The following is a 22,325-nucleotide window of genomic DNA, read 5'->3' as shown; positions in this document are numbered from 1 at the left end:
CTTCAAGTTCATCTTTGAAAGCTTCTAGTTTAAGGATTAAACTCTCAGCACCATCAATGGAATTTGAAAAAGAAAAAGCCTTAAAAATAACTTTTTTCTTGTCATCAACTAATGAAGCAACATGAGTATTTTTACCAATATCGATACCTAAATAGAACATTTGAAACCTCATAAAAAAGTATTTTAGATAGACACCTCAAAATCTAATAACGTTACTGCCTTATGGGAAATACGAAGTACTGAGAATCAGTCAACATCTAACTTATACGTAAACAGTTAAAAGATTAGAGGACTCACTCTTTCAAGTACGAGATTAAATCTCAAGGAGCAAACGAGTACACTCTATCTAATAACAATATTATACAGTAAAACTGAATAATACTTAGTCGAAAAAGGGTTATAGGTTACCTTTAACAACCTAAATACATTATATAAGGAGAAATGATGGATACTAAATATAATCCACAGGATTTTGAAAAGAAAATTTACCAAAAATGGGAAAATAATGGATATTTTAAGGCAAAGGTAAATCCGGATAAAAAGCCATTTACAATTGTTATGCCACCACCAAATGTTACAGGTCAACTCCACCTTGGTCATGCCCTAAATAATACCCTACAAGATATCATAATTAGATATAAGAGGCTTGCAGGATTTGAAGCTTTATGGATACCAGGTACAGACCATGCTTCTATATCTACAGAAGCAAAAGTAGTTGGTAAAATTGCTGCTGAAGGCAAAACAAAAGCAGATCTTGGAAGGGAAGGATTCTTAGAAGAAGCTTGGGATTGGACCCATAAGTATGGTGGCACAATCAAAAAGCAGCTAAGAACAATAGGTGTTTCTTGCGATTGGGACCATGATTCCTTTACAATGGATGAAAATCTAACAAGAGCTGTTAAAAGAGTTTTCAAGAAAATGTATGATGATGGTCTAATTTATAGGGGTAATAGGATTGTAAACTGGGACCCAATGGCAGAAACTGCAATCTCTGATGCAGAAGTTTACCATAAGGATCAAAAGGGCAAGCTTTGGTATATCAAATACCACTATGAAGATTCCGATGACTTTATAACAATAGCTACAACCCGTCCAGAAACTATGCTAGGTGACCTGGCTGTTGCAGTAAACCCAGAAGATGAACGTTTTAAGGATAAAATTGGAAAAAATTTAATCTTACCACTAGTAGGTCGTAAGATTCCTATAATTGCAGATTCCTACGTAGATATGGAATATGGTACAGGTTGTGTAAAAATTACCCCATCCCATGACCCTAACGACTTTGAAGTAGGTGCTCGTCACGACCTTGGCCAATGTGTAGTCCTTGATTCCAAGGCCCACATAGTAGATGGCTATGGTAGATATTCTGGCATGGAAAGATACGAGGCGAGAAAAGCAATGCTTGCTGATCTTGAAAAAGAAGGCCTACTTGTAAAAATAGAAGAAATCGACCACGCTGTTGGATATTCTGAAAGAACAGATGTTGTAATAGAGCCACTTATTTCAAAGCAATGGTTTGTAAAGATGGATGGCTTTGCAAAAATGTGTATAGATGCCTACAATGATGGCGAATTAAAATTAATTCCTGACAACCTATCCAAAACTTATATGAACTGGCTAGAAAATATTAGAGATTGGACCATATCACGTCAATTATGGTGGGGCCACAGACTTCCAGTATTTTATACAGAAGATGGAGAAGTCATCGTATCAGAAGAAATGCCAGATGAAAACGGCATGCTAGAGGGTAAAAAAGTAACACAAGATGAAGATACACTTGATACCTGGTTTTCATCAGCCCTTTGGCCATTTGCAACCCTTGGTTGGCCTGAAGAAAACGAAGAATTTGACTATTTCTTCCCAACAAATATCTTAATCACAGGTTATGATATAATATTCTTCTGGGTAATAAGAATGGTCTTTGCTTCCCTTTATACAACTGGAAAAGTTCCATTTTCTCACGTTTTATTCACCGGTCTAATTAGAGATAGTCAAGGCAGAAAGATGAGTAAGTCCTTAGGAAATGGTGTAGACCCAATAGATGTAGTTGAAAAATTTGGTGCAGATGCCCTAAGATTTACCCTAATCACAGGCAACTCTCCAGGAAACGATATGAGATATGATGAGGATAAGCTCCTTGCATCAAGAAACTTTGCCAATAAATTGTGGAATGCATCTAGATTTGTCCTAATGAATATAGATGAAAATGATAAGCTTGACGAAAACTTTGGAGACCTATCCCTAGAGGATGAATGGATTCTAAAGAGACTAAACCAAGTAATAGAAGATGTATCCAAAAACTTAGACAAGTATGAAATAGGTCTTGCAGCAGATAGGATAGAAGATTTTATCTGGAATGAATACTGTGACTGGTATATAGAATTCGCAAAAATCAGATTATATGGCGACAATCCTGAAGAAAAATTACAAGTTAAGAAGGTATTGCTTTACGTTCTTAAAAACATGCTCATCCTTCTTCATCCATTCATGCCATTTATAACAGAAGAAATCTACTCAGCATTTCCAAACAAAGATGACATGCTAATTGTAGAAAAATGGCCAGAAATAAGAGAAGCATATAATTTCGTAGAAGAAGAAAAGAATGTAAACTCAGTAATAAAGGCAATCACAGCCATAAGAAACCAAAGATCAAGCCTAAATGTACCTGCAAAAACCAAACAAAAACTTACAATCCTAGCAGAAAATGAAGCAAATAAGGCCCTAATCGAAAAGATCAAAGCCCAATTTATAAACCTAGCTAGCGCAAGTGAAGTAGAGGTGGAAAATAAGGCTGACTATAAAATTGAAGATGATGGCATGGTTAAGCTAGTATTTAACGAATTTTCTGTATATATGTCTTTAGATGAGCTTATGGATTATGATAAGGAAAGAGCTCGTTTAAAAGATGAAATCAAAAAGCTAGAAAGTGAAATAAAAAGAGCAGAAGGCAAGCTTTCAAACAAGGGCTTTGTAGATAAAGCACCAGAGGCAGTAGTAAATAAGGAAAGAGAAAAACTTGAAGGCTACAAGGATCTCCTTCAAAAAACAAAAGAAAGCCTAGAAGAAATTAAGGATAAGTAATGTACGGTGAATTTGCCTATATTTATGACAAATTATCATTTGATATAGAATATGAAAAATATGCTAATAATATCAAAAAATTAATAAAAGAATATGGGATTGAAAGAGAAAGGATGCTAGAGCTAGCTTGTGGCTCTGGCATGCTTACCAATCATTTTTTTGATGATTTTAAAGAAATTGATGCCCTAGATTTGTCAAGTGAAATGCTAGATTGTTTTGCATCAAAATATGACAATGACAAGGTAAATCTAATCTATTATGATATGGTAGACTTTGAAAATCCCAGGGCTTATGACCTAATAGTAATACTTCTAGATTCTATAAATTATGTGACAGATCCTAAAGATTTAGAAAAGCTTTTTAAAAATTGCTATAACAATCTAAAAGATGGAGGTCTCTTAATTTTTGATATAAATTCAGAAATGAAAATGAGAGAAATCTTTGGGTCAAATTGCTTTGTTTATGAGTATGAAGATATCTTCTATACTTGGGATAATTATATGGAAAATGACCTAGTAGATATGGAGCTTAATTTCTTTGTAGAAAATCCTGATGGGACCTACAAGAGAATTAGAGAATACCAATGTGAAAGAGTCTACAGCATAGATTATATGGAGAATTTAGCTAAAGATTCTGGATTTATTGATTTGAAAATATTTGATGAGGATACATCAGGAAAGGTGGATGAAGATACTTTAAGAGTATTATTTGCAGCAAGAAAGGCGTGAAAATGAGTATAGGTGTAGTTAAATTTTTTGACAATAAAAAAGGTTTCGGCTTTATAAAATGGGCTGGAGATGATATTTTTGTCCATTATTCAGATATTATAACCGAAGATGAATTTAAAAGACTCGATCAAGGCGATAATGTAGAATTTGAAAAAATTGATGCTCCAAGGGGGCCTCAAGCGATAAAAGTTAAGAAAATTTAAGGATTCCCTCATATTGAGGGACTTTTTTTATGGAATGTAAAAAACTCAAGAAAACTTATAATTGATTAACAAGCTAAATTGTGTTATTATAGAAGCATAAGAAAGGAAGACTTATGGATTTTTTAGATGGTGTTTTTTCTAAAGTAAGCAAGGCTTCTAACAAGGTTAGCGAGTCTGCAAAAACAAAATTAGAAGAAAATAAACTTAAAAAAGAATATAAAAATTTGGAAGAAGAGATGAACCAAGCTCTAAGATTACTAGGGTGTGAGGTCTATGATAGGCTTGAAAAAGGTGAAAGTCTGCCTGATTTTAAGGAAGAAAGAGAAAATATAAAATCTTTATATGAAAAACTTACAAATTTAAATAACCAAATAAATATCATGACCAATGCCACTAGGAAGTGCCCTAATTGTGGGGCAATTTATGAAGCAAATTCAAATTTTTGCCCAATATGTGGACAGAAGAGAGAACTAAATGGATAAGTATTTTTTAAAAGAAAAATGTCCTCAGTGTTCTCATAATCTAAAAATAGGATATAAGTACTGTCCAAATTGTGGGATTTTAGTTTCTAACGATGGACCTAGGGTGAAGAGGACTTCATTTTTAGGCAAAAAAGATTTGACCAGAGAAGATATTCCCTTAGCAAAGCCTTTGCTAAATGTGTATGATAGCCTAAGTAAGAGCATCAATGCTTCAGATAAAATTCTAAATGCAGATATATATCCTCTTATAGTTAAAATTGGAGAAGAAGTTGAGCTTTTAAAATTTAATAAGGAAATTATTCTAGAAGATGGTTCGATTTTGGCAAATGACTACAAGGGCTATTATTTTAAAGGAAATCCTAATTCAAATTCATTTGTAAATAAGAAATTAATAGATCCTAATAAGAAATATTATCTGTTAAATAATGATCTAATTGAAGTAAATGCCTTATCACTTGTATACACTATCTTAGACCAGGAAGATGTCAAGTGGTGCAAAACAAAACTTGGTGAAGATTTTACGCTAGATGTAGATTTTATAGAATATCAAAATGGCAGATTATACATAAAACCTTCATCAAATGGACTTTACCTAAATAATAAAAAGATTTATGATGAAATTTTATTTAATAATAAGGATTTTGTACTAAACGATTCGAGGATGTTTATACTTAAGGATAATAATTTATTCTATCAAGATAAATTAGAAGATTATCAGAAAAAATCCAAGGCTATATTTGCTGTAAATATATGCAAGGATGATTTCCTAGATGTAGATATAAGAGAAAAAGTAGTTATGACAGAAAATGGGCCCAAAACTCTCCTTAAGGATATAAAATTTAAGGCCCAACCAGGAGAGCTTATCCTAGTTTTAGGATCATCAGGTGCTGGTAAATCTACTCTTTTTAAAGAATTTTTGAATGAAAATAATGCAAATTCATCGATAAGCATTGGAAATATAGACTTCGCCAGGAATTTCAATTTGGTTAAGAGAATGGTTTCTACTGTACCTCAGTTTGATCTTTCAAGGGATAATGATACTGTTTTTATGACTCTTAAAAATTCTGGTCAGTTGAAATTACCAAGAGATTTTACTAAGGATGAGAACTTATTAGATGATTATGTACTAGAGATACTTAAAATGATGAATCTTGATAGAATCAAAGATTCTCTTGTAAGAGATTTATCAGGAGGTGAGAGAAAGAGGCTATCTATAGCTAGTGAATATATTTCATCACCTGTTGTATTTTTGCTTGATGAACCAGATTCTGGTCTAGATGGCTATAATGCTAGGTCTATCATGGCTAATTTAAGGACCATAGCAGATAATGATAAGATAATAATGCTAATATCTCATAGTCCTGATAGGGTCATTGAATTATTTGATAAGATATTGGTCCTAGGTAAGAGCCAAAGTGAAAATTGCGGCAAGCTTGCCTTTTATGGAAGTCCTAAAGATGCGATGGAATTTTTTGCTACAAAAAACATCGAGACAATCGTTGATAGGCTCTTAGAAGACACAGATTATTATATAGATAAATTTAGAAGAGGGGGAGAAAGTGAATTACCTATCTAAGAAAGAACAGATAAAAGTATATTTAGGAAAATTAATTAGAGATTTTAAGAATAAGTCAAAGCTAATAATCCTACTAGGAGCAGTAACAACTCCAGCTATAGTTAGAATAGTTACAGGAGATGATAGTTTCCTTACAACATCATCTGATGCAGGAACTGCTGTTTTTATCCTGGCTTGTGCTTGCTTATGGCTTGGAATATTTAACTCCATTACTTCAATTTGTAAGGAAAGAGATATAATAAAGCATGAATATAGGGAAGGCCTTGACATAAAATCTTATATAGCGAGTCATATGATATTTGGTCTTTTAATATGTTTTATAGAATCCTTGATAATTACTGCATTGCTTACAGTTTTCTACCACCAAAATATTGAAAACTATTTTGTACTGGTAGGTTTATTTATAAGTTTTTTCCTTATAATTTATGCAGCAAATGCGCTTGGTATTTTAATTTCTGCCGCAGTCAAAAATACAGAAATTGCAATGACAGTAATGCCATTTGTTTTGTTAATTCAATTGGTTTTAGCAGGAAATATTAAGCTTGAAAAATTATACCTACAAGCTATATCATGTCTTATGATAAGTAAAAATGGTTATGATGCGATCTTAAGATTGACAGGCTTTACTGAAAGACCTGGATCGTTTCCAGGAGTAGGTAAATTTATAGACTATAGTAACGTAAGTCATTTTATAGTTTGCTGGCTTGCACTAATTGCCCTATCAGCCCTAAGCGGTTATTTGGCGGGAGTGGTTTTAGAAAAAAATATAAACAAATAAAGGTCTTGCTTTGGCAAGGCCTTTTACTTTACTAAATTATAATCATATAAGTCTACGCCAGGAGCAAGAGTTAAATCTTTATAACCTAAATAATCTAAGATTGCTAGGGCCCTTCCTGCTCGGCCGTTTGTTCTGCAATGAACAACGAGCTTATCACTCTTATCAAGGTCAATATCATTTTCCATAATTTTATCTAAGGGAATATTTATAGAATTTTTGATATGGCCGTTTTTATATTCTTCTTCGCTTCTTACATCAATAATTTTATATGAATCATCAAGTTTTAATAAGTCATCACCAGTAATTTCTTTTATATGCATGAAATCTCCTTTTTTATGTATTATACTTCAAAAATATTATTGCTATTATTGTTTAAAAAATGACTCTTTTTGGTAAAAGTATATAGAGGTGAGTTATGGATATATTATTAACAGGCTTTGATGCCTTTGGGGATGAAAAAATAAACCCTGCTAGTTTAGTTTTAGAAAAGATACCAAAAATAATAGGAGATGCTAAAATACATAAACTTATAATTCCAACAGTTTTTGGGAAATCAGCAAGTCTTATTGAGGAGAAGATAGAGGAAATTAGACCAGATATAATTATTTCCCTAGGCCAGGCTGGTGGCAGAAGCCATATTACTGTTGAAAGAGTTGCTATTAATATTGATGATGCATCGATAGATGATAATGAAGGAAATAGACCAATTGATAGGATAATAAGAGAAGATGGGGAACCTGCATATTTTGCGACAATACCAATTAAGGCTATTATTAATAAATTGCAAAAATCAAGTATTCCAGCATCTATATCAAATACTGCAGGAACCTATGTATGTAACCATGTAATGTACCAAGACTTGTATTTAGCAAATAAGTATAAAAATATAAGGGTGGGCTTTATTCACCTACCCTTCTTACCAGACCAAGTAGTGGATAAAAATGGCATGGCATCAATGGATTTACAAACTATGGTAGCGGCTATAAAGCTTGCTATAGAAACAAGCATAGATTTTGATGGGAAAGAAGATATAAAAATAGGATTAGGAAGGACACATTGATATGAAGATTTTAATAGCAGTATTGATATTATTGATGATTCCTCAACTTTATTATTTTAGAAAAGAAAGATTTTATAAGTCACTTTTGATGGCGAGTAAGTATTTTAAGAGGCTGACAATAAAAGAAGATGAAAGTAATGAGGACTTACTACTCACTAATACCGACGGTAATGATATATTTGTAAGAATTTATAAGGCAGAAAATCCTAAGGCTCTTGTGCAATTAGTTCACGGTATGGGAGAGCATGGTGGAAATTATGATCATTTTGCAAAATATCTAGCTAAAAACGGATATCTAGTTGCAGTTTCTGATCATAGGGGTCATGGAAAATCTTTGTCAAATACTTATCCAAATGGTTATATGCAAAGAGCAGAAGAACTTGTAGATGATCAAGTTATGCTAAGCAAATATTTAAAAGAAACATATCCTGAAAAGAAACTTTATATGTTGGGTCATTCTATGGGTTCAATGGTAGTTAGGTTATTTTTAAGAAAAAATGACAAACTAATTGATAAACTAATAGTTACAGGAACTGTACCAGGCAATCCTATAGCAGGTTTGGGAGTATTTTTCTTAAATATTCTATGTTTTTACTTCGGAGAAAAACACGAGAGTGGAATAATTGATTATATAGTCGGAACAGGCAAGGGGATAGACTTTATATCTTTTGACCAGGAAAATATTAGAATTAAAGCAAATGACCCTTTAAGAATCTCTAATTTTTCTTTAGCTTATTCAAGGGCTTTAATCGAGCTTAATCAAAAGTTAACTAAAGCTAGGTCTTATGAAGTTAAAAATCCCGACCTTGAGATATATAACTTGGTAGGAGAAAGCGATCCAATTACAAAAGGGCCTAAGGGAGTAAAATCTAGTTTAGATTTTCTCAAAAAACTAGGATATAAAAATATAAAATCTAAAGTATACAAGAATATGAAACACGAAGTATTAAACGAAACTGATAAAGAGATTGTTTATAAGGATATTATCGATATTTTTGATAATAAGGATTTAAAATACTGAAATTAAACACATATAAGATTTGCTATTTAAAGAATTGATATAAGTGGTAAATTATTAAAAAGAGAAAGAATAGGGGTAATATGGAAAAATTGATTAAAGTCCTACCTTTAGATGATGTGGAATCTATCACATCGATAAACGGTGGCGATGTTAATGAAACTTATAAGCTTAGAGCTGATGGAAAAGATTATTTTCTAAAAGTACAAAAAAATACAGATGAATCTTTCTTTGCTGGGGAAAGAGCAGGATTAGAGATTTTTGAAAGAGAGGGGATAAATGCCCCAAGAGTCTTAGCTAGTGGGTCAAATGATGGTAGTGGCTTTATGCTTTTAACCTATCATAAGGAAGACACTATGGGAAGCCAGGAAGATTTAGCAAGGCTTGTTGCTAAAATTCATACCATAGAAAGTCCAAATGGGAAATTTGGTTTTGATTATCCTTATAGGGGAGCAGGAACAATTTTCACAAATGAATACAAGGATACTTGGAAAGAAATATTTCTTGAACAAAGGATGGATAAACTTAGAGATGAGTTAGCTTCAAGCCTTTTGTGGGATAAGAAAGATTTGGAAAGGTATGACCAGGTAAGAAAAGTTATTGAAAAGGAACTTGATAGTCACAAATCAAGGCCAGTCCTTCTTCATGGAGATCTTTGGGCAGGCAATTTTATGTTTGATGAAAAGGAAAAGCCTTTAGTATTTGATCCAAATCCACTATATGGTGATCGTGAATTTGATATTGGAATTTCAACAGTATTTGGAGGATTTGGTAAAATTTTCTACAAGGCCTATAGGGATGAGCTTCCTCTATATGTAGGTTGGGAAAGAAGAATAAACTTTTATAGACTCTATCTACTAATGGTTCACCTCTTAAAATTTGGGCCAGTTTATGATTCATCAGTAAATGATGTAATGAAAAATATATTAAATTAAGTGCTTCGGCACTTTTTTTATTGCTTAACTTTATATCCTCTAAGAGTATAATGATTAGTAAGCTAGAAATGGGGGAAGCTATGGATGATATTAAGGCTTTGATAGAAGGCTTGCTAGAAGATCTTGCCACCAGGGATAAGAAAAAGATAAATAGAAAAGTAAACACTAAAAATCTTAAGGCAAATATTAATATCGACCTAGATAAAAAGTCTGATGATTACTATATTTCCAGATTAAGGATAAGAAATGCAAATATTAATTTGCCAGATCAAGTCAAAAGAGAATCCCTAAACTTGTATTTAGACTTAATAAAACTAGGTTTTGCTGGTAAAAAAATAATATCAAATGACTTGTACAATCAAATATATATGCTGGCAAGGGACTATGTCAATTCTTTTTATGATCCAAATTTCGATAGGAAAACCGAAAGGATTTATGAAAATCTAGGAAAATTCTTAGATAAGGAAACAATAAGCAATTTGAGAAAATCTGCCAATGATTTTATAAAGAAAATCCCAAGGGCAAATGAAGAAACAATAGCCTATTATGACCTAACAGCTAATGGTAAACAGAAGGTATTCTGGGATGAGGACGGGTCTTTAAGAGAAAAATATAAGTTTGACCTAGACCAGGAAAGGGCTTTAGCTTCCATAAACAAGAGAAATAATATTCTTTGGGAAAATGATGATTTAAAAAATCTTACTATAAATTTATATCTTAAGAGTCTAAAACTAGTATTTGATGATGACAAAATTAATACAGACATCTTAGTTTCCTATCAAAAGCCTTATACCTTATCAAGAAAGCTTTTGGATGCACTTTTGATAATAAGTGAAGCAAATGTCAGAAATATTTTTGTATTTTTATCTGGTATTCAAACAGAATCTGCCATAGAACTTCTTATAGAAAATAAGGCTTCAGAAATTCTAGATAGGATTATGGATTATCAAAGAACTATACTTTTTGATTTAAAAGATAAGGAAGTAAGCCAGATTTATCTTAAGTATTTTAAGGAAAATCCAAACAAACTCACTGAACTTACAAGATTTATAGAAACTTTGGATATTGATAAAGAAATAGAAATAATAGAAAATTTTAAAAAAGAGAAAAATTTTTACCAAATCTTAAATAGTATTATAAAATCAAAGACCCCAACCCTAAGAATAATAGCCTTATACCATATTTACAAAAATAAATTAAATAAAAAAGCTCACGATAAAATTTTGTTTAGAATTATAAGGGAAGAAAACTACAATCTTTTTCTAAATTTGGTAGATGAAAATGAAATTGATATAGACCTTATCGCAGAAATTTTAAAACTTGATAAGATTCGACCAAAAAGGATAAGTCTTGATGATAAGAAAATAGCAAAATCAAGAAAAGCCCTAAGATCAACCGTAGAAACTATAAGTCAATTTGTGGGAGAAGAAGAAAATATTGAGGAAAATGATAAATTGCCTGAAAAAGAGGAAGAAATTGATGATAATAATCTTTCAAAATCAAGCAGAGATTTTCTAAAACTCCTCATAGAGAAGGGATCTATATCAGAAGATGAGGCAAGAAAAATAGCCCAAGACCAAGCTTTATTTTTAAATATCTTTATAAAAGAAGTAAATGACGAGCTTTATAATTATATAAACGATCAAACTATAATAATCGAAGATGGAAATGTGTTAATAGATGAATTTTATTTAGACATGGTGAAGGAGTATATAAGATGAGAAAAATCAATCCTAAAGAAGCAAATTCAATTATAAAAGGCCTGGAAGCAGGGGTTGTGCCTGATATTGGCATCGGCCATTTACTTGTAGGAAGAAAGGCTGAAGTAGAAGAAATAATTAAAATCCTAGAAAATATTGAAAATGGCGACTCAGACCTTAGATTTTGGGTGGGAGATTTTGGTTCAGGTAAGTCTTTTATGCTCAAGACAATAGAAAACCTAGCTTTGTCTAAAAACTTTATTGTGTCAACCATTGATCTTAACCCATCTAGAAGATTTTATGCGACCGATAGGAAGGCTGTTGGCCTTTATAAAGCCATAATTGAAAATATAAAGACAAAGACTAAAAGAGAAGGAAATGTAATTGAGGCAATAATTGAAGAATGGATTTCAAATATTTTTATGAAACTTTCTAAGGATTATTCCTATGACATAAAAGATTTGATGGCAGGTGAGTATCAAGACAAGGTCAAAGGAGAAATTTTAGATGTACTTTCAAATTTCAAATCTGTAGGCCTATCTTACGAACTTGGTCAAGCCCTTTGCAAATATTATGAGGGTTTTATATCTGATAATAGGCTTTTAAAACTTGAGGCTATCAGATGGATTAGGGGAGATATTTCTACAAAGACCGAGGCAAAAAAAGAGCTTGGTATAAACGAAATTATAAATGATGATAATTATTTTGAAGCTACTAAAAACTTGGCAGAGCTTTTTGCAGAAATTGGCTATAAGGGCTTTGTAATAAATTTTGATGAGGCTGTAAACCTCTACAAACTTCCACATGCCACAACCCGTGAAAGAAATTACGAAAAAATCCTAAATATTTTTAACGAAACAAAATCAAATCTGGCCAAACACTTATTTATAAATTTTGGGGCAACTAGAAAGACAGTTTTTGATGAAAGCAGGGGTCTTGCTTCTTACGGGGCTCTTAAGGGAAGGCTTGGAAGCGAAGCATCGATGGATGATAAGCTTTTAAATACAAATAAGACCGTCCTTGGCCTAAAGGTCTTGACAGAAGAAGAAATTTATACCCTTTTAGAAAACTTAGTAGATATCTACAATACCCACTATAAAAGTGAGATTAATTTAAGCCACGAGCAGATTGTATCCTACATGGAGGGCCAATTAAATAGGCCAGGTGCTGATGAATTTCTAACTCCAAGGTCTGTTATAAAAGATTTTATAGAAATACTTGATATAAAAAGACAAAATGAGGGTGTGGATATTGATCAAATTCTTGCTAATAAATTTGGAAGTCAAGTAGCAGTTTTCAAAGACCCAGACAATTTAGATGATGAGATTGAAATAATATGACAGAAGCCTTTGACCTATTAAATAGGGACATGAAAAAATTTGTTTATGAAAATGGCTGGCAAAGTCTAACAAAGATACAAAAAGCTGCCATCAAACAAATTTATCAGACTAATAACAACTTAATCCTTGCTGCACCAACAGCATCAGGCAAAACTGAAGCAGCCTTCTTACCTGCAATTTCAAAGACTGTTGACTTAGATAAAGGGTTAAAAATTTTATATATCTCACCCCTAATCGCTCTTATAAATGACCAATTTAAAAGAGTCCTTGCAATATGCAAGGGCCTTGATATAAGGGTGACTAGCTGGCATTCAGAGGCATCAGTAAGCCAAAAGGATAAACTTGTGGCAAATCCATCAGGAATCATGCTAATAACTCCAGAATCCTTAGAAGCCATGCTTGTAAACGATAAGGCAAGAGCCAAGGTCTTGTTTAAAGATTTGGATTTTGTAATAGTAGATGAAATTCATGGGTTTTTAGATACAAATAGGGGACTTCAACTAAAATCTCTACTTGTAAGAATGGAGGCTTACTGCCTAGATACTCCAAGAATGTTAGGCCTTTCAGCAACCCTAGGAGATGAAAATTATTCTCTAGCCAAGGATTTTTTTATAAATGGTAGAGAGACAAATATTTTGCTTGATAGGTCAAGGAATGATTTGCTATCAAGCCTTGATTATATCGAAGCAGATGATATCAATGATGAGATTGTAAAAAAGATTTTAGAATATTCTTTGGGAAAATCAACCTTGATTTTCCCAAATTCTAGGGAGAAGGTAGAAAAACTTACCTATCTTTTGCAAAGAGAAATAAAAGAAAGAGCATATGAGATAAGGGTATTTTCCCATCATTCCTCAATATCTAAGATCAAGCGAAAGGAAATAGAAGATTTTGCCAAAAATACAAGAGAAGATTTCATAATTGTAGCCACATCGACCCTAGAGCTTGGAATTGATATAGGGACAGTTGATCAGGTTATTCAAGTTGGATCTGCTGCTTCAGTTCTTTCTCTTGCTCAAAGACTGGGTAGGTCTGGGAGGAGAAATAAAAAGTCCATAATTCATCAAATAGCAACGGACAAGTATGACCTCCTTCAGGCCTTAGCATCTCTTATTTTATTTGAGGAAGGAAGGCTCGATAAAATCGACCAAGCAAAGAAGGCTTATGATATCTTTGCCCACCAAGTCCTATCGACCCTCCTTGAGAAAAATGGACTTTCTTTTGCTGAATTTACTAGATTAAATAAGGATTTAAAAAGTTTTACTGATATAAACGATGATGAATTTGCAAAGCTAAAAGATTTTATGCTAGGGAAAAATTATATAGAAGAAATAGATGGTGAGTATATAGTAGGAATGGAAGCTGAAAAACTCATGACCATGGGCTATTTTTATAACCAATTTGTCAGCAAAAAGTCCTATAAGGTTGCAAGTGATAAAAATGTAATAGGAGAAATTGAGCTTGGCGACAATCTAAAGGCCAAGGATAGGATATATCTAGCAGGTCAGGTTTGGCAAATCCAATCTATTAACCATAGTTCTCGCAAAATTATGGTGATTCTTTCAGATGAGGCCAATGCTAAAAGTTTTGCAGGATCTGGATCCTTTGAAATAAGTGGAGAAGTAAGGGCTAAGATGGAAGAAATTCTATTTAACCTTGACAAGATTAAATTAAATCCAAATATTAGAGAGATTTTAGAAGCCTTAAGAGAAGAAATAAAGGAAGAAGACTATCACTTTGTAGAATTTGAAGGGAAAATTGGTCTTAGGACCTTTAAATCTACAAAAATAAATAGAACTCTGGCTTTATTACTAAATATTAAGTCTAAGTCATCCTCTTATTATGATGATGATAGCTCATCGACTATTGTAGGCAATAATATAAGAAGAGATTTGAAAAAAATTAGAGAGAATCAAGTGGATATTGAGAAAATAGAAAAATATTTAAAAGAAAATCCGTCGCTTATAGAAACTTACTTATCGGCTAATAAATTCATGGTCTTGGTACCAGATGATTTAAAAATCACATACATTATAGAAAATATCCTCGATATTGATGGAGCTAGCCAATACTTACAAAACTTGTAATTAAATATTTCCTTATTTGGTGATATTATATAATTAACAAAAAAATAAGGAGGATACGATGAAATATATTAAAAGTTTGTTAGTGATTGGACTTGTAGTTTTTGGAGGCATATTTTTAAGAGCTAATTCCTCACTAGGCCAAAAAGAGTACCTTGATGAATTAAGAAGTAATAAGGCAAAAGTTGATGAATATGTAGGTAAAGTAAGCGGTGTAGAAAAAGAATTTGTAGAAACAATTTTAAACCGCAAGGATGCTGATCCTAGTGTTACTGTAAGAGAAATTACAAATGTAGATACTGGTGAATCCTACAAGATGATACAAGCTATCGATTCTTCAAAGAATATTGATATTGATGGTAGACTTGATGGTACAATATTTTTTAGAAAGGGCAATGAAAGATTTTGGATAGATACAAATAAAAAGATTTATTACACAGATACTTTTGACTATAGCAAAAATTCTAAGGAGTCTTCCATAATTTCTAGAAATGAAAGTATGATTTACGAAAATTTCCTAAGTGGCTATGACAAAACGATAGAAAAAATCGATGATACTTATAAGCTAACAAGCCTTGATGATTTAAACAAGGGGTCATATGATATTTACGACTTAGAGGGAAATTGGATTGAGTCTTTTACCGACAACAGCCAAGGAAGGTGGAAGGATGTTCTTGTTTCAAAAACTACAGATGTTGATGAAACTTATGAGAAGCTTCTAAGCCTAAAAGATACCTATACTGAGGTTGATGATTTAGGAGAAATTAAAGATAAGGGAAAAAATGAAATTTGAGAGAATTTTAAAAGTAGAAAATCTTGAAAAATATTATGGCAAGGAAGATAAAAGAGTCTTATCTAACCTTAACTTTGACCTAATAGAAGGTGAATTTTTAGGAATAATGGGCAAATCTGGCTCGGGAAAGACAACTATCTTAAATGCTATAGCGACAATAGGGTCCTTTAACAAGGGCTCTATTTCCTATTATGATAAGGATATTTCCCTTTTTAATAGGAGAATGATAACATCTTTTAGGAAGAATGTTATTTCTTATATATATCAAGATTTTAAACTTATAGATAGCCTTACTGGCTATGAAAATATAATTCTGCCATTTAATATTTCAAAAAAGAAAGTCGATAAGGATAAAGTAATGAAATTGGCTGAGATTTTGGAAATTGTTGACCTATTTAATTCATATCCAGAAAACCTATCTGGAGGAGAGAAGCAAAGAATCGCCATAGCAAGAGCCCTTCTTAAGGATTCAAAAATAATCCTTGCTGATGAGCCTACAAGTTCTCTTGATAGCAAGCTTGGGGAAAAAGTCTTAAGGCTTTTAAAAACATATAATAAGGTCCACAAGAAATCTATAATAATGGCAAGCCATGACCTAAGGGCAATTTCCTTCACAGATAGGGTTATATTTTTAAGGGATGGTCTTATTTATAACGAGCTAAGACGCAAGGAAGAAGAGAGTAGGGAAGATTTCTTAACAAGGATAGAAAATGCAGATAGGATGCTTTTAAGATGAATAAAGAAAAGTCTAGCAAAAAACTTTATTTTTTAATTTTAATAATATCATCAATTACATCTTACATAATTTTATCATTTGATAAATCTGAAGTATTTTCCTATATCTACGAAGAAAATAGGCTTTATCTTTTAGATACTGTTAGGCTAATCTACTTAGTTTCTCTAATTTTCATATTTATTTTAATCTACTATGCAAGCTTTTATATTATAAGTGAGAGGAAAAATGATGTAGGTCTTTTGATGGCAGAAGGCTTAGGCCAGAAAGGACTTTTTAAAAATTTTTTAAAAGATTCATTTGTAGATATTTTAAAGGCAAATCTTTACGGCATAGGTCTTGCTATTTTTATAAATGAATTTATAAATCTTCTTACAGTTAAGATCTTAAGTTTGGGTTTAAATTACCATAATTTTAGTATTTCTTTTAAAGCAATTATCTTAACAATGGTAATAAGCTTGTTTCTGAATAGTTTATCGATTTATACTCTCGTTAGGGATTTTTATAAGAAAAAGCCAGATGAAATAATGAGGGGAGAGCTAAAATCTAGGTCAGATTTCTTTTTGTTTTTGGCCTTGATTTTATTTGTTATCGGTCTTATTTTAAATAGAATTTATTTAATGGAAGAATTGATCATTGTAATAGGCTTAATTAGCATATTCTTACTAATGGTTTTCTTTATATTTTCTAAAATTTTCCAAAAAAGCAGTGGAAAAGATATAATTGTAAGGAAAAGCTTAAGCTTAATTTTCAAAAAAGATAGGCTTTCCTTGCTATTTACAAGCTTTATGCTTATTGCAGGCACTTTTATCCTTGCCTATACTATTTTAACAAGTTTAGCATCAAGAAATTCCCTAGAAAGACCTGCTGACTTTACCCTTTATGATTCTAAAGAAAAAATCGAGCTTTTAAAGGAAGACTTAGACATGACTCAAATGATCGGAGAAATTTATCCAGTTTATGGTTATGAGTATTTTGATATCTACCCAGTGGAAATAATTAACTTGGTTAAGCAAAATATGAGCCTTGATAGGTCCACAAGAAATGAGTTTTATTTTAGACCAAGTTTTTTGCTAAAAGAATCATCATTTGATAATATTTATAAAATAGAAACTGATCTAAAGGATGATGAAGCTATCCTCCTAGCAGAAAGTGAAAATGAAAAATATGGTCTTGAAGCAAGTCTTGCCAAAAAAGATGGGTTGATAAAAATAGCTGGAAAAGATTACAAAGTAAGAAAACTTGTAAAGTCAAATAAGATTTTTTCTAATGATGTAATAGGCTTATCTAGTATGGTTGTTGTAAATGATGAGGTTTATGGGTCTTTGATCGATAAAAAAGAACCTTTTGCCTACAATATAAACCTAAACAAAGATTTTGTAAACTCTTTTGGTTTTTCCAAGGGGTCTGATATGTTAAGACAGGCCTTTATTGATGGTGATTATAAGTATGAATCTTATATTTGGCAAGCAAAAAATGCAATCTCTCAGATTACAGAAAATTTATATACCTATTTTTATTTGAGTTTGATTTTTATTTTGGCTGGCCTAAGCTTTTTCACAATTAGAATTTTCATTTACTTTGAAAAATCTAAAGAAAAATTAAGGATTCTAAGCTTAATGGGCCAAGATATGGAGGAAATCAGGTCAATAATTAGAAAAGTTTATACGATACTTTTCTTCATTGTGGGTTTTGCTTCGATTTTTGTGACAATATTTTTATTTACCAACCTATCTTTTAGTATAGATTTATTTTTTAGAATAAAAATTAGCAAAATAATTGGAACCCTAGCCTTAATTAGTCTTGGTCTTTTGTTAGTGATAAGCCTATTTTTAAAATTTATCATAAAGGTAAGTTATGAAAGGATACTTTATTATGAAGAAAATTTTAATAATTGAAGATGATAGAAATCTCCTAAATGAACTAAGAGAATTTTTAGAAAATAGGGGATATGAAGTATCAAGTGTGGATAATTTCTTAAGGGCAAGTGAGGATGCTCTTAAAAAAAGACCTGACCTTGTAATTTTAGATATTAATTTACCAGGGATATCCGGTTTTGATATTTGCAGAGATATAAAAGAAAAATCAAACATTCCAGTCTTAATGCTCACATCTAGGATAGGGATAGAAGATGAGATTAAAGGACTTGAGATTGGAGCTGATGAATACTTAGCGAAGCCAGTTGATACTAGGATGCTAATTTTGAGGATGGAAAAGCTTTTAAATTTATTTAACCACTTCCAAGATATAATTAGTGTGGGAGATTTAAGTCTTGAGCTTTCTACTTCAAAATTATCTTATAAAGATACCTACCTAATCTTACCCCAAACAGAAGCTGATATTATCAACAAATTAATGGAATCCTATCCAGAAATCGTGTCAAAGGATGACCTTCTAGAGGCTGTTTGGTCAACGATTTATATAGATGAAAATATACTTCAGGTAAATATTACAAGGCTTAGGAAAAAACTTAAAAACCTTGGGCCTTACAATATTTACAATAAGAGAGGCCAGGGCTATGGCCTAGGAGAAGCGGATGAATAGCACATTAAAGGATGGCCTTATTTGGATATTGGCATTTTTAGGCCTAGATTTATTCTTTATCTTTCTAATAATTCTCATAAGTCCAGAATTAATTGATAATTTCATAATTTTCATACTTTTATTTACAATCTTGGCTCTATTATTTATTTTAAGAACTATAAGAAATAAAAATAAAAGAAAAAAGGACCTACTTGAAGAATTTTTGATAAACAATTCCTTCTTAGCAAAAGATGCCTTAGTAAATGAATTTGGGAGTGACTATAAGAAAATTTTTAATGATTATCAGAAAGCTTTTAAAATAAAAGATAAGAGGCTAGAAGAATCCAGGTCCAAACTCATCTCCTATAGGAACTTTATAGAGATGTGGGCTCATGAGATTAAAACTCCCCTTGCCTTTGCAAATTTATTCCTAGAAAACCATAAAAATGATTTTGATAGGGAAAGTCTTGATAAACTAAGTCTAGCCAATGCCAATATAGAAAATTATATTAACCAGATTCTCTACTATGCAAGACTAGATGCTAGCAAAAAAGACTACAAGATGGAAGATATCTATCTAAAAGAAGCTGTAGATGAAGCAATCAAGGCATATTATCCCCTAATTGCAGAAGAGGGGATTATCATAAAAGAAGATGTAGGAGAGGTAGAAGTTTTTACTGACAAAAATACTTTGGTCTTTATAATTTCCCAGATTATTTCAAATGCCATAAAATACTGTGATGGCGTTATTAATATTAGAAATAAGGGTAAGAACCTATATATAGGAAACAATGGACCTAAGGTTGCTGATCAAGATCTTGCCTTTATCTTTGAAAAGGCCTTTACAGGAGAGGTTGATAAAATTCACAAATCAACAGGCATGGGCCTATATTTAGCAAGGCTTTATGGTAAGGACTTATCTATAGATATAGAAGTAGTAAGTAATGAGGATAGAGATTTTGAGATTTGCCTTAAGTTTTAATTGTTTTTGGAAAAAGACTTTAAATAAAGTAGGTAGAGATGAAAATAACTGACAGATTTGAGCTATCAGCTTGTAAAAATAGGAAAAAATTTGATATAAATCACAAAGAAATCCCAATCAAACTTAGCCCTGACCTTGATGAGGCTATTAAATATCTTCTTTGGTATGTGCCAAATATAAACAGCGAGCAGGCCAAGGAAAATGACCTCCTTAAAAATAAGGAATATGATGACTATATTTTTGAAGAAATAATGAGCTTTATGAACCTAAGTGACAGGGATGTCTTATTTACTGATGATATAGCAACATACATACTTGATGACTTTAGAGGAGAAGTATGCACAGATGATCAAAAAATAGTTATGAGCCTAGCAGATGGGGAAACTAAGACTATGAGCCTTTTAAGGCATATAAGAAATGCCATAGCTCATGGCAATTTCAATGTGATTGATAAGCTTGTAATAGGTTTTGATTTTAAAAGGCTTGGTGGGGATAAGATTGAATACAGGGCTATTTTTAAAATTAGGCCTGACGGGCTTTTAAAAGCCTTAAGAAAGATTAATTTTGATTTTACTAGCCAGGAATTTATTGGACTTGCCTTTAAAAACAGCGGGTATTTTGTCGAAGAATACCAGGAAAAATACCAGAAGAGTCATAGATTTGACCTTTTTGCCAAAAAGAATGATAAGAGATTTGCTCTAGAAATTAGAAATTACGACTACGGCAGGAAGATAGCTAATGAAGAGGTTAGTAAAATTATAAAAGCCTTTGAAGGCTCTGGGAAGGGAATTATTCCTATACTCATCATAAACTCATCTTATCTAACAGAAGAAAGTAAGGAAGACCTACTTAGGGCTGATTTTATAATACTTGATATCAAAAATATTAAGAAGATGTACAAGGGAAGGGATATGGTTTCAGAAATCCTTAGAGACAATGCTTTTTTAAATAAATATAATTAATCTCCTGTATATAAACTTTAAATTATAATATTTTATAGTATAGTAAGAACATGTTATTAAAACGCAAAGAATTAGGAGGTATTAATGACAGAGATTAATAATCAAAATCCTGGCGATAGAAGAAGATCTAATCGACCAGAAAAAAGAAGAGAAATAAACCTAGAAAGAGAAGGAAGCCTTCAAGCAGGTAGGAATCTTTCTTGGGGTTCTATAATAGCAGGAGCTGTATCAGGTGCGGCGGTATTTACAGTACTTAGCCTTTTAACAGCAGCTTTAGGATTTGGAATCTTTTCAGCAAACTCAGCTAACCCACTTGCAGGCGTAGGCCTTGCGACAGGTCTATGGACAGCAATTACAATAATTGTTTCCTTCTGTGTAGGTGGTTTTGTATCAGGTTATGCAGCTAGATCCACAGGTCTTTTACACGGTGCTATTACTTGGGCAGTAACAATCTTATTGCTATTTACCCTTGTGTTAAATGCTGTAGCTTCAACTCTAGGTATGGCTGGACAAGTAGTTGGTGCTGTAGCAGGTGGAGCAGCTGATGTAGCTGGTAATGTAGCAAGTACAGCTGGGGATGCAGCAAGTTCAGCAATTGGTTCTGCTGTTGATGAAGTAGCTAAAAATATGGACGATGTTGACACAAGCGAACTTAAGGCTAATCTTGAAAAATATCTAGCAGATACTGATGTTAAAGAGCTTCAACCAGAATATTTAAGCAGTCAAGTTGAAGAAAGTAAGGATGAAATTGCTCAAACTGTTAAAAACATTGCTTTAAATCCAGAAAATGCAGGAGCTGAAATCAAAACTTTAACAGACTCACTTAAAGCTAAGGCTGAAAAAATCGCAGATTCTGCTGATAAAGATGCTATTACAAATGCGGTAGCTGAAAATTCTGACCTAAGCAAGGCAGAAGCTGATGAAATTGCTAACAATATCTATGAAGAGCTAAACAAGGCTTCAGAAGATACAAGTAAGGCAATTGATGAAGCAAGCGTAGAAATAACAAAGCTTGCAGAAGAATCTAAGATAAAACTTGACCAAACAGTAGAAGAAGCAAAAGATACTGCTGATAAGGCAACAAATGCTGTTTCTCTTGGTTCAGTTCTAACCTTCTTAGGATTAATCATAGCCCTTGCTGTATCAGCAATAGCTGGTAGAAAAGGTGAGGAATTCGCAATTAAAAATTATAGATAAAACCAAAAAAACTAGGCACTATATGACCTGAACCCGTAAACACGGAATAATTTAATAATATTTTAAGCGGAATGTAATCTGTACATAACAGGGGACATTCCGTTTAATTTTGTTTTAATCCTATCCTCATTGTACCATTTTATATATTTT

At 32.2% G+C, this 22,325-nt stretch carries 22 protein-coding genes; 19 read left to right on the top strand and 3 right to left on the bottom strand.

The features are described from left to right. Positions 1 to 160, bottom strand: a 160-nt coding sequence (locus NH288_RS09400) for an IS110 family transposase (RefSeq protein ID WP_265214892.1), incomplete at its 3' end; no start/stop codon positions are given. A 284-nt stretch (positions 161 to 444) separates the two neighbouring features. Between NH288_RS09400 and NH288_RS09395 the strand changes: the two genes are divergently transcribed. The 6 genes from NH288_RS09395 to NH288_RS09370 all read left to right on the top strand — a co-directional run bounded on the left by NH288_RS09395 (position 445) and on the right by NH288_RS09370 (position 6,848). Continuing rightward, positions 445 to 3,081: a valine--tRNA ligase gene (locus NH288_RS09395; protein WP_265214891.1), complete on the top strand. Its 2,637-nt coding sequence runs from the start codon at positions 445 to 447 to the stop codon at positions 3,079 to 3,081. Next, positions 3,081 to 3,809, top strand: coding sequence for a class I SAM-dependent DNA methyltransferase (locus tag NH288_RS09390; protein ID WP_265214889.1), 729 nt, complete (start codon positions 3,081 to 3,083; stop codon positions 3,807 to 3,809). The genes NH288_RS09395 and NH288_RS09390 overlap by 1 nt, the downstream gene beginning before the upstream one ends. Before the next feature lie 2 nt (positions 3,810 to 3,811). Beyond that, positions 3,812 to 4,012, top strand: a complete 201-nt coding sequence (locus NH288_RS09385; protein ID WP_106460669.1) for a cold-shock protein — start codon at positions 3,812 to 3,814, stop codon at positions 4,010 to 4,012. 113 nt (positions 4,013 to 4,125) lie between these two features. Further along, positions 4,126 to 4,494, top strand: a complete 369-nt coding sequence (locus tag NH288_RS09380) for a zinc ribbon domain-containing protein (RefSeq protein ID WP_265214886.1) — start codon at positions 4,126 to 4,128, stop codon at positions 4,492 to 4,494. Next, positions 4,487 to 6,070: an ATP-binding cassette domain-containing protein gene (locus tag NH288_RS09375; RefSeq protein WP_265214885.1), complete on the top strand. Its 1,584-nt coding sequence runs from the start codon at positions 4,487 to 4,489 to the stop codon at positions 6,068 to 6,070. The genes NH288_RS09380 and NH288_RS09375 overlap by 8 nt, the downstream gene beginning before the upstream one ends. Further along, entirely contained in the window at positions 6,054 to 6,848 is a 795-nt protein-coding gene (locus tag NH288_RS09370; protein WP_158698382.1) for an ABC transporter permease, read from the top strand. Before NH288_RS09375 ends, NH288_RS09370 begins: the two co-directional genes overlap by 17 nt. A 23-nt stretch (positions 6,849 to 6,871) precedes the next feature. Here NH288_RS09370 and NH288_RS09365 read toward each other — a convergent pair whose 3' ends face one another. After that, positions 6,872 to 7,168 (bottom strand): rhodanese-like domain-containing protein, encoded by a 297-nt coding sequence (locus NH288_RS09365; RefSeq protein WP_265214884.1) that lies wholly within the window; start codon positions 7,166 to 7,168, stop codon positions 6,872 to 6,874. A gap of 95 nt (positions 7,169 to 7,263) precedes the next feature. On the opposite strand from NH288_RS09365, the gene pcp reads away from it, so the two are divergent. The 13 genes from pcp (at position 7,264) to NH288_RS09300 (ending at position 22,175) form a co-directional block, all read left to right on the top strand. Next, positions 7,264 to 7,908: a pyroglutamyl-peptidase I gene (pcp, locus tag NH288_RS09360; RefSeq protein WP_265214882.1), complete on the top strand. Its 645-nt coding sequence runs from the start codon at positions 7,264 to 7,266 to the stop codon at positions 7,906 to 7,908. A 1-nt stretch (position 7,909) separates the two neighbouring features. Further along, positions 7,910 to 8,929 (top strand): alpha/beta fold hydrolase, encoded by a 1,020-nt coding sequence (locus NH288_RS09355; RefSeq protein WP_106460663.1) that lies wholly within the window; start codon positions 7,910 to 7,912, stop codon positions 8,927 to 8,929. Between the two features lie 80 nt (positions 8,930 to 9,009). Beyond that, entirely contained in the window at positions 9,010 to 9,861 is an 852-nt protein-coding gene (locus NH288_RS09350; RefSeq protein WP_265214880.1) for a fructosamine kinase family protein, read from the top strand. Between the two features lie 50 nt (positions 9,862 to 9,911). Then, positions 9,912 to 11,582 (top strand): tellurite resistance TerB C-terminal domain-containing protein, encoded by a 1,671-nt coding sequence (locus tag NH288_RS09345; protein ID WP_265214878.1) that lies wholly within the window; start codon positions 9,912 to 9,914, stop codon positions 11,580 to 11,582. Continuing rightward, positions 11,579 to 12,901 (top strand): ATP-binding protein, encoded by a 1,323-nt coding sequence (locus tag NH288_RS09340; RefSeq protein WP_265214876.1) that lies wholly within the window; start codon positions 11,579 to 11,581, stop codon positions 12,899 to 12,901. Before NH288_RS09345 ends, NH288_RS09340 begins: the two co-directional genes overlap by 4 nt. Then, entirely contained in the window at positions 12,898 to 14,988 is a 2,091-nt protein-coding gene (locus tag NH288_RS09335; protein ID WP_265214875.1) for a DEAD/DEAH box helicase, read from the top strand. The genes NH288_RS09340 and NH288_RS09335 overlap by 4 nt, the downstream gene beginning before the upstream one ends. 58 nt (positions 14,989 to 15,046) lie before the next feature. After that, positions 15,047 to 15,778 (top strand): hypothetical protein, encoded by a 732-nt coding sequence (locus tag NH288_RS09330; RefSeq protein WP_265214874.1) that lies wholly within the window; start codon positions 15,047 to 15,049, stop codon positions 15,776 to 15,778. Continuing rightward, the gene (locus NH288_RS09325) at positions 15,768 to 16,514 is read left to right on the top strand and encodes an ABC transporter ATP-binding protein (RefSeq protein WP_265214873.1); all 747 of its coding nucleotides are present in this window, start codon (positions 15,768 to 15,770) and stop codon (positions 16,512 to 16,514) included. The genes NH288_RS09330 and NH288_RS09325 overlap by 11 nt, the downstream gene beginning before the upstream one ends. Continuing rightward, positions 16,511 to 18,409, top strand: a complete 1,899-nt coding sequence (locus NH288_RS09320; RefSeq protein ID WP_265214871.1) for an FtsX-like permease family protein — start codon at positions 16,511 to 16,513, stop codon at positions 18,407 to 18,409. Before NH288_RS09325 ends, NH288_RS09320 begins: the two co-directional genes overlap by 4 nt. Further along, a complete protein-coding gene (locus NH288_RS09315) occupies positions 18,387 to 19,055 on the top strand; it encodes a response regulator transcription factor (protein ID WP_158698381.1) in 669 nt (222 codons plus the stop codon). The genes NH288_RS09320 and NH288_RS09315 overlap by 23 nt, the downstream gene beginning before the upstream one ends. Continuing rightward, positions 19,048 to 20,016, top strand: coding sequence for a sensor histidine kinase (locus NH288_RS09310; protein WP_106460654.1), 969 nt, complete (start codon positions 19,048 to 19,050; stop codon positions 20,014 to 20,016). Before NH288_RS09315 ends, NH288_RS09310 begins: the two co-directional genes overlap by 8 nt. A 38-nt stretch (positions 20,017 to 20,054) precedes the next feature. Next, the gene (locus NH288_RS09305) at positions 20,055 to 20,978 is read left to right on the top strand and encodes a hypothetical protein (protein WP_265214866.1); all 924 of its coding nucleotides are present in this window, start codon (positions 20,055 to 20,057) and stop codon (positions 20,976 to 20,978) included. Positions 20,979 to 21,062: 84 nt separating this feature from the next. Next, positions 21,063 to 22,175, top strand: coding sequence for a YrzE family protein (locus tag NH288_RS09300; RefSeq protein ID WP_265214864.1), 1,113 nt, complete (start codon positions 21,063 to 21,065; stop codon positions 22,173 to 22,175). Positions 22,176 to 22,237: 62 nt separating this feature from the next. Here the strand turns inward: NH288_RS09300 and NH288_RS11425 are convergent, their stop codons facing one another. After that, positions 22,238 to 22,318 (bottom strand): IS3 family transposase, encoded by an 81-nt coding sequence (locus tag NH288_RS11425; RefSeq protein ID WP_080551595.1) that lies wholly within the window; start codon positions 22,316 to 22,318, stop codon positions 22,238 to 22,240. Positions 22,319 to 22,325 lie beyond the last annotated feature (7 nt).

The organism is Anaerococcus sp. NML200537, assembly GCF_026131715.1.
Classification (GTDB): Bacteria; Bacillota; Clostridia; order Tissierellales; family Peptoniphilaceae; genus Anaerococcus; species Anaerococcus kampingae.
This window is presented reverse-complemented; position numbering and strand designations above follow the sequence as displayed.